This is a genomic window from Acidobacteriota bacterium (genome assembly GCA_033549365.1).
Classification (GTDB): Bacteria; Acidobacteriota; Aminicenantia; order Aminicenantales; family Saccharicenantaceae; genus JAWSUF01.
In genome coordinates this window covers 1-7,640 of sequence record JAWSUF010000030.1, presented here as the reverse complement: position 1 = coordinate 7,640, position 7,640 = coordinate 1, and the positions used below count along the sequence as shown (strand labels likewise).

At 60.5% G+C, this 7,640-nt stretch carries 7 protein-coding genes; 6 read left to right on the top strand and 1 reads right to left on the bottom strand.

All coding sequences use genetic code 11. The features are described 5' to 3' along the window. Nucleotides 1-58 precede the first annotated feature (58 nt). Nucleotides 59-697 carry a hypothetical protein gene (locus SCM96_15695; protein MDW7762070.1) on the bottom strand — a complete coding sequence of 213 codons (639 nt, stop codon included), beginning with the start codon at nt 695-697 and terminating at the stop codon, nt 59-61. Nucleotides 698-827: 130 nt separating this feature from the next. On the opposite strand from SCM96_15695, the gene SCM96_15690 reads away from it, so the two are divergent. From SCM96_15690 to SCM96_15665, 6 genes are all read left to right on the top strand, one after another. Further along, on the top strand, nt 828-3,104 hold the full coding sequence (locus SCM96_15690; protein ID MDW7762069.1) for a prolyl oligopeptidase family serine peptidase: 2,277 nt from the start codon (nt 828-830) through the stop codon (nt 3,102-3,104). 105 nt (nt 3,105-3,209) lie between these two features. Continuing rightward, complete coding sequence (locus SCM96_15685; protein ID MDW7762068.1) at nt 3,210-4,397, top strand: aldo/keto reductase; 1,188 nt, start codon at nt 3,210-3,212, stop codon at nt 4,395-4,397. Between the two features lie 176 nt (nt 4,398-4,573). Then, nucleotides 4,574-5,146 carry a sigma-70 family RNA polymerase sigma factor gene (locus SCM96_15680; GenBank protein MDW7762067.1) on the top strand — a complete coding sequence of 191 codons (573 nt, stop codon included), beginning with the start codon at nt 4,574-4,576 and terminating at the stop codon, nt 5,144-5,146. Next, nucleotides 5,124-5,597: a hypothetical protein gene (locus tag SCM96_15675; protein ID MDW7762066.1), complete on the top strand. Its 474-nt coding sequence runs from the start codon at nt 5,124-5,126 to the stop codon at nt 5,595-5,597. Before SCM96_15680 ends, SCM96_15675 begins: the two co-directional genes overlap by 23 nt. Before the next feature lie 29 nt (nt 5,598-5,626). After that, nucleotides 5,627-6,862: an energy transducer TonB gene (locus SCM96_15670; protein ID MDW7762065.1), complete on the top strand. Its 1,236-nt coding sequence runs from the start codon at nt 5,627-5,629 to the stop codon at nt 6,860-6,862. A gap of 141 nt (nt 6,863-7,003) precedes the next feature. After that, on the top strand, nt 7,004-7,588 hold the full coding sequence (locus SCM96_15665) for a protein-disulfide reductase DsbD family protein (protein ID MDW7762064.1): 585 nt from the start codon (nt 7,004-7,006) through the stop codon (nt 7,586-7,588). Nucleotides 7,589-7,640: the final 52 nt, after the last annotated feature.

Sequence of the window (7,640 nt, the reverse complement as noted above, 5' to 3'; positions counted from 1 at the left end):
TACACCAAGATAAGAGCTATCATCATGATATATAATAAGTTCCGAGTTGCCGATAAAGCTATTGGCGAAAGTCGGGACGAAGCATTCCGTCGTGCGCCGGCCAGAGAATGATCGCAAGAAGGAGCGTGGGAAGAAACGGCAGAATGTAACCGTGGGAGACAAGATAGAGACCCGCAGCCAGCGAAAGCGCCGCGCCCCTGCGGCGGGTCGGTTTCCCGAAAAACCGGCGGCCGGCCCAGAGGAAAAGAAGGAGGAAAAAAGCGCCCAGAACTTCGTAACCCCAGAGATACCGGGATTGCATGACGTGGATCGGCAGGACGGCCGTCATGGCTGCGCCGAACAGACGTCCGAAAGTTCCGGCCCCCAGGCTTCCCAGATAACCCCAGACAAGAGGGACATAGAGAGTCCCGGCCAGGGCGACGGGCAGCTTCCACCAGAACTCGGTCAGAGTGATCCCCAGGGCGGTGACTCCGGCCGCCCAGAACTTCACGATCAGGTTGATCAAAAGCCCGTAATATTCCAGGAACATCCAGGCGAAGCCGGGAAACTTGAGGATCCGGGTCGCAACGGCGGTTTCGTCGGCCGAGCGGAAGGTCAAATCGAGCCCGATGCTTCGCAGGGCGAAAGCCAGGAGAATCAGCCCCGTCAACACGGCCGCCGCGGACTTTGGGTTCAAACGATCGGCCGCCGTTTTCATGCAATATTCCAAAAAATTAAGGCCATATTATTGCGGCGCGGCCGCGATGTCAATTGCCGCCGAAATCCGGCTCTTGACAGTCCGGCGGTTTGCCCGTGTAATGGAACGGAATTCCATAAAGGAGATCGCCATGTCCTCCGTTCCGAAATCCCTCGCGGCGCTTGTCTGCGCCCTGATCCTTGTTTCGGTCGCCGCCTGGCCGGCCGCCGAAAAAACGCCGTTCACCGCGGCCGATTCCCTGAGTGTCAAGTCCTTCAGCGTTCAGAGTGTCACGGACGACGGCCGGTTCATTGCCGGGTTTGTCACCACGCCCTACGACAGGCTGGGCACCGACCACCACCGTTTCGGCGATCCGATCTATGTTGCGCCGCGGCCCGCCGATGTTGTCATCCTGGATACATCGACCGGGCAAATGGAACCTCTTTTCCGTGACAAAGTCGAAGTCCAGAGAATGACCTGGTCCCCTGACGGAAAGACCCTGGCTTTTTTCCTTCGCAAGAGAAACTCATTCTCCCTTCAGGTCTATAGTCGCGAAACGAAGCGGATTCGGGAAATCCGGTTGAAGAGCCAAAAGGCGATTTCGTCGAACTCGCCGCTCGTCTGGACGAACGATGGCCGGAGCCTTTTGATCGCGTTGCGGTCTCCCGCCTGGGAGAAAACGTCCCGGGACGCCTTCCGGGAGGCGACGGTCGGTCCGGTCATCGTCTATGACTCGCGCGAGCCTTTTCTGAAATGGGATGCCATCCGTGACAGGAATCTTCTCGAAATCCCTGCTCTGGCCGATGCCGCATCCGGCGGGGTCCGCGAACTTCTGCCGGAAGGCCGCCACGGCGACATCCGGATTGCGGAAGACGACACCTTTATCACCTACAGCCTCATCCATCCCGTCGCCACGCACTACGGCGGAAGCGAATCCGGACAGGACGGCCGCGAACATGAGTTGTTCCGGCTTGACTTGGCCGATGGGGCGGAACCGAAGATCCTCGTTCCGCGCACGGACAAGAGGCGGACGTATGCCTGGACCGAGGACGGCCGCCGCTTCGCCTGGGCCGAGGACGGTGACATCTTCGTTCAAACCGTTGACGAAACCGAACCGCGCAATCTGACAGCGGACAAGTCTGCAGAGACTCCGGCCGCCGGCAAGGGGGAGGGGAAATCCCCGGCGGACAAGAACGAGAAAAAACTTCGCTTCAGTGTCGTCCGCTGGAGTCCGGACGGCGGACGCCTTCTGGCCCGGACCGACAAGGGATACTGGCTCTTCGATCCTCAAACAGGGGATCGGGACATGTTTTTCGCCTTTGCCGAGAGAGACAAGGAGAGCCGGCTCCGGCCCGAACCTCATCCGGGTATCGCCGCCTGGAGCCCGGACGGCCGCTATCTCTATATGACCCATGCGGCCCGCGACCGCTGGGAGCGCGGCTTCAACCGGTTCGACCTCCAGGAAAAGCGCATGGACGATCTGGTCAAGGATTCCGGGCTTTACCGGGGGCTGCGGATGTCGAAAGACGGCGCGACCTTCTTCTTCTCCTGGTCGGACGGCGATTCTCCAGACGAGCTTGTCCTGACGGGTGCCGACTTCAAGGACAGGCGCACGCTCACGGATCTCAATCCCTGGATCCGCGAAAAAACGTTGACCCGGAGCGAGCTTGTCCGCTACCTCGACGCCGACGGCCGGGAGCTTTTCGGAATTCTCTATTACCCGGTCGACTATGAGCCCGGGAAAACGTATCCGCTGGTCTGCGAAATCTATGAGACGTTCTTCGACAACGGCTTCCACTCCGGGATGAACATTGTCGCCAACCAGGGCTGGTTCGGATTGCGTCCGTCCGTCAACCTGGAAGTGGGGTATCCCGGCGAGGCCTGGATCAAGGGTGTGACCTCGGCCGTCAACCAGCTCATCGACCGCGGTCTCGTCGACGGTGCAAAGGTCGGCGTCCACGGCACGAGTTACGGCGGTTACGCGACATCGCTCCTCATCACCCAGACCGACCGCTTCGCCGCCGCCGTCAACATCGCGGGCAAGGTCAACATCATCAGCTTCCTCGGCGACAGTCCGCGCATCGGCACCCGGAACTACAACGCCGCCGAGGTCGGGCAGGACCGGATCGGGGCCACGCTTTGGGAACAGCCGTTCAAGTATCTCCTTCACTCGGCCGTCCTGTTCGCCGACAGGATCAAGACGCCGCACCTTCTGATCACGGGAGAAGGAGACTGGAACGTCCCGGCCGGAAACACCCGCGAGCTCTACTATGCCCTGCGGCGCCTCGGCAAGGCGTGCGTCTGGGTCAACTACCGGAACGACGGCCACGGCATCGGCGCGGCCGAGAACGAGGCGACTTATCTCGACAAATGGGAGAGGGTCGTCGACTGGTACCGGACCCACTTCGAGAAAACAGAGGGGAAGTAAAAAGAGGATATGTTATGGTATCCTGACGGCATGATGTCTGACAAAAATAATGATCAATGTGTGTTTCGCGGCGGCTCCGGCCGCAGACAGTTTTTAAAAGGTCTCATGGCCGGGGGACTTGCGGCCGCACTCGGTCCGGCCAAGACTCTCTTTTCCGGCGTCGAGGAACCGATCCGGCGGACCGTGAAGAACGGCATGGCTTTCCGCCGTCTGGGCCGCACGGGGATCGAATTATCCGAGATTTCTCTCGGCGGAAGCCCGCTTCCCGGAGGGGATCTTTTTTATCAGGTTCTGGATCGAGGCGTCAACTACATCGACACCTCCCATAATTACGAGGGCGGGAACAGCGAACGGCGCATCGGCCGGATGTTCAAAGATCGGGGCCGGGACTCGACCTTCCTCTGCACCAAGTTTCACGTGCGCGGGAAATGGGATGAGACCTCCATCATTCGGTCCGTCGAGGGCAGCCTGCGCCGCCTGGAGACGGATTCTATCGATGTGCTCGCCGTCCACGGCGCGGAAAATCCCACCGACCTCGACGACGAACGGGTGCTCTCCGCTTACGCTCAACTCCGCGAACAGGGCAAATTCCGCTTCACGGGGCTGTCCTGCCACGCCAATCATGCGGCCGTCGTCGAAAAGGCCGTTGCCTGCGGGCATTACGATGTCATCACTCTCGCCTACAACGTCTTCGACGGCCAGCCGGCCGAAAAGTCCACCGCGGTGTTCGGTGATTACCTGGGCGAAAGCGGTATCGGGCGGCTCATCGCCCTGGCCAAGAGCAAAGACGTCGGCATTATCGCCATGAAAGTGCTGAAGTCCGGCGGGCGGCAGCAGGACCTGGCCAGGTACCAAACGGAAACATCCACGCTTCCCCAGGCCATGATCCGGTGGGCCCTGGACAATCCCCATGTCGATTCCGTGGTCACGGAGATTCAGTCCTACCAGGAGATGGAGGAAGACCTGGCCGCGGCCGGAAGTCCTCTCGGGACCGCCGAGCGCGAAATTCTCGCCCGGCATGTGGCGGACAATCGGCGGAACTATTGCCACGCCTGCGCCGTCTGCCGCGATGTCTGTCCGGCCGGCATCGATACGACGTCCATCCTGCGGTTTCTCACTTACGCCGAAACCTACGGCAAAACGGCCGTTGCCCGGGAGGCCTACCGATCGCTCGATGGGGGACAAAACGTCGCTGTCTGCCGGGACTGCGGTGCCTGTGAAGAAGCCTGCCTCTACGGCCTGCCCGTCCGGGCCAAGCTGCGGCAGGCCCACGGGCTTTTAGCAAGCGCCTGAAAATCGATTTTCGTGCCGGGGTCGAGCTCCGACGATTCCGCCGGCATCCCGTCAATCTCTTCTGCAGTCGGACATGTCTGGGGTGGCGGAGCGCCTGGAAGTCGAGGGCGGAATCGTGCGATCATGGGAGCGCAATCCACCATGTAAACGCGCGGGGGTCCTGAAGCGTAATCTCCATGAACAAAGGAACGATGGACGAAGGGAATGACCTGGACCTCGTTCGTCTCTGCCTGAGCGGGGAAGAGGCGGGCGCCTCCGGCCTGATGGACCGGTACGGCCCTCATCTTCTGGCCGCCGGGCTGAACGTCCTCATGAACCGCGAAGACGCCGAGGACGTCGTCCAGGAGACCTTTTGCCGGGCTTTCCGGCATTTGGACAGGTTCGACGGAGCCCGGAGTTTCCGGACCTGGCTCTTCGCCATCTGGTACAGGAGATGCATGGACGTGTTCAGGAAACGCAGCCGGTTCCGGCGATTTTTCGACAGATTTGCCGCCGAAAGCCGTCCCGCGCGGTTGACTTCAAATCCCCCGGTGAAGGACGGGGGACCGCTTCCGGCCGCCGTCCTGAGCACCCTGAGCCCGCGGGAACGAACGGTTCTTACGCTCTGGGCCGGCGACGACCGGCCGCTCAAGGACATCGCCGCAATCATGAACTGCTCGCCGGGAACGGTCCGTGTCCATCTCTTCCGGGCCCGGAAAAAAGCCCGGGCTCTTCTGGAGGGATCCCATGAACGCCTGCCGCATCGTTGATTGTCTCAGCCGCATGCCGTTGATCCGTCCCTGGACGGGGCGGATCGTCGAACGTCATCTTGAAAAATGCCGGGCCTGCGCCGCGCTTTTTTTGGGCCGGGACGAGGCGAAGTCGCTCCTCGTCGATGCCGCGCGGGTCGGCCGCCTCGGTAGAATCCGGATCGACGCCGCGTCCGTGCCGCCGCCCGGCGCTTCAAGACGCCGGAGGCTCATGGAGGGCCGTCTGTCCTGGTTTCCCGCCCTTTCGGGCGCCGCGGCCGTCCTGGTTCTTGTCGTCTCGGGTTTCCTGATGCTTGACCGCCTGCCGACCCCGGCTGAAAACGGTCCGCCCGCCGCCGATGACGGTTTCCGGATCTCCTACATTAAGATCGGCGGAGAGCCCGCAAATGCCTTTATCTTCCAACCCAGGGAGTCCGACATGGTCATCGTCTGGGTGGAGAGACGGCCATAGAAAACAAGACTCATTTTGAGGAGGATGACATGAAGAATAGGATGCGAAAAACAGCTTTCATCGTCTGTCTGGCGATTGCAGTCGCCCCGGCCGTCTGGGCCGGGCCGGAGTCCGCCTCAGCCACGATCAAGATGCGTTTTCTGGAGGGCGTGCGCGAGGCCGGAAAACCCGGCGTCGCCGTGGTGACGTCCTCCTATCTCCAGCCAGTCTTCAGCGGGGCTCTCGAGGCTCGGGACGATCTGGAAAGCGAGAGAAAACAGATTGCCAGGGTCTTCAACCTGAAGGACGTTCGCTTGATCACGGAGGCGGACCTGGCCATGGCTGCGCCCAAGGGCCTGGGCAAACCGGGCGAAGATCAAATCAAGCATCGCTTCCGAATGAATGGGCGGGAATTTGGGGTGGCGTTGACGCCGAGGGCCGGGACATCGGGCGTCCTCCCGATATTCCGTCTTCAGGTCGAGGAAACTGTCGAGGCGAAGACCTCCGAAATCCTGGACACGGCTTTCCAAACCGCGGCCGGCAAGACCGCTGTTTTCGGTTTCGAAAGTGCGGCCGGCGAGCCCTATTTCCTGTCTTTGAGATTCGAGGGCGAAATTCTCGGCACGGTCAGAGCGATCGGACGCATTCAACCGCCGAAACTCATCCGGAAGACCGAACCCGTCTATCCGGAGATCGCCCGCCAGGCCAGAGTGGACGGCATCGTCATTCTCGAGGTCATGACGGATATTTACGGGCGCGTACAGAACGTCAAAGTCCTGCGGTCCATCCCGCTTCTCGACCAGGCGGCCGTCGATGCCGTGCGGCAGTGGATTTACGAACCCATGATCATCGACGGCAAGCCGCGTCCAATTTTGTTCACCGTCACAGTGCGATTTGCCCCCGACAAGGACAAGGATAAGGATATCGATAAGGACGTTGATAAGGAGAAAGAGGAAGAGATCGGCGGGGTCGCGGGAGATGTCTACGGGGCGGTCGGTCTGCCCATCAAGGCCAGAGGCGACATCAAGCCGCCCAAGCTCATTCGCATCGTCGAGCCCGTCTACCCTGAAGAAGCCAGAGAAAAAGGCATTGACGGCATTGTCATCCTGGAGGCCGTGACCGATATCTACGGCCGGGTCGCGGACGCCCGGATTCTCAAGTCCATCCCGGAACTCGACCAGGCGGCGATCGACGCCGTGCGCCAGTGGCTTTACGAGCCCATGATCATCGACGGCAAGCCGCATCCCGTCATTTTCACCGTCACGGTCCGCTTCCAGAAGAAATAACACGACACCCGAGCCGGTTTCTCAAAGCGCGCCCTCGGACACGAGAATCATCCGCCCGTTCTCCCTGGGCTTATTGTTTACACCGCCGCGGATTCAACATAAAATAATCCGCACCTTGTGAAGAAGACCGGGAGAACGATTATGAAACACATCCTTGCCGCGGCCGCCGTCTCCGTCGCGATGATATCCGCCGCATTTCCCACCCGACCGGCGGCCCCGGTCATGGCCGAGGAAACACCCATCGTCGCCGTCCAGCCGTATCTCTCCGCGGACGGTGTGGCGTCCGGAGGCACGATCAAACTGGCCGTGCGGGCCCGGATCGTTCCGGGCTGGCACATCAACGGTCCCGTCCAGGACGATCCTTTCATCATCCCCACGGTTCTTTCCTGCGATGAGACGGAGGATCTGATTCTGATCGAGATGGTCTATCCTCAGGCCCGCATGGCCCGTTTCGACTATACCGAAGGTGAAATCACGGTCTATGACGGGGACATTCATTTCGGTCTTCTTCTGTCCGTTCCGGACAAGGCCGCGCCTGGAAAACGGACAATCAAGGGCCGGCTGAATTTTCAGGGCTGCGACGACCAGACGTGTCTTCCTCCGACGTCCGAACCGTTCGAAATCGAATTGAATGTCGTTCCGCCGGGAACGGCGACAAGCGAACTCAACGCCGAAATTTTTGCTGCTATCGATTTTAAAAATAGAGCTTGTTTCAAAGTTACGTGATGGCATTTGACAAGGACGAAAAAAAAGGGCTACAACCCTCCATGATATCCAC

What these genes read in the sequence shown, in the direction of transcription:
- SCM96_15695 (MDW7762070.1), bottom strand. Translation starts at nt 697, where the DNA reads ATGAAAACGGCGGCCGATCGTTTGAACCCAAAGTCCGCGGCGGCCGTG.
- SCM96_15680 (MDW7762067.1), top strand. Translation starts at nt 4,574, where the DNA reads ATGAACAAAGGAACGATGGACGAAGGGAATGACCTGGACCTCGTTCGT.
- SCM96_15675 (MDW7762066.1), top strand. Translation starts at nt 5,124, where the DNA reads ATGAACGCCTGCCGCATCGTTGATTGTCTCAGCCGCATGCCGTTGATC.
- SCM96_15665 (MDW7762064.1), top strand. Translation starts at nt 7,004, where the DNA reads ATGAAACACATCCTTGCCGCGGCCGCCGTCTCCGTCGCGATGATATCC.
- SCM96_15670 (MDW7762065.1), top strand. Translation starts at nt 5,627, where the DNA reads ATGAAGAATAGGATGCGAAAAACAGCTTTCATCGTCTGTCTGGCGATT.
- SCM96_15690 (MDW7762069.1), top strand. Translation starts at nt 828, where the DNA reads ATGTCCTCCGTTCCGAAATCCCTCGCGGCGCTTGTCTGCGCCCTGATC.
- SCM96_15685 (MDW7762068.1), top strand. Translation starts at nt 3,210, where the DNA reads ATGGCCGGGGGACTTGCGGCCGCACTCGGTCCGGCCAAGACTCTCTTT.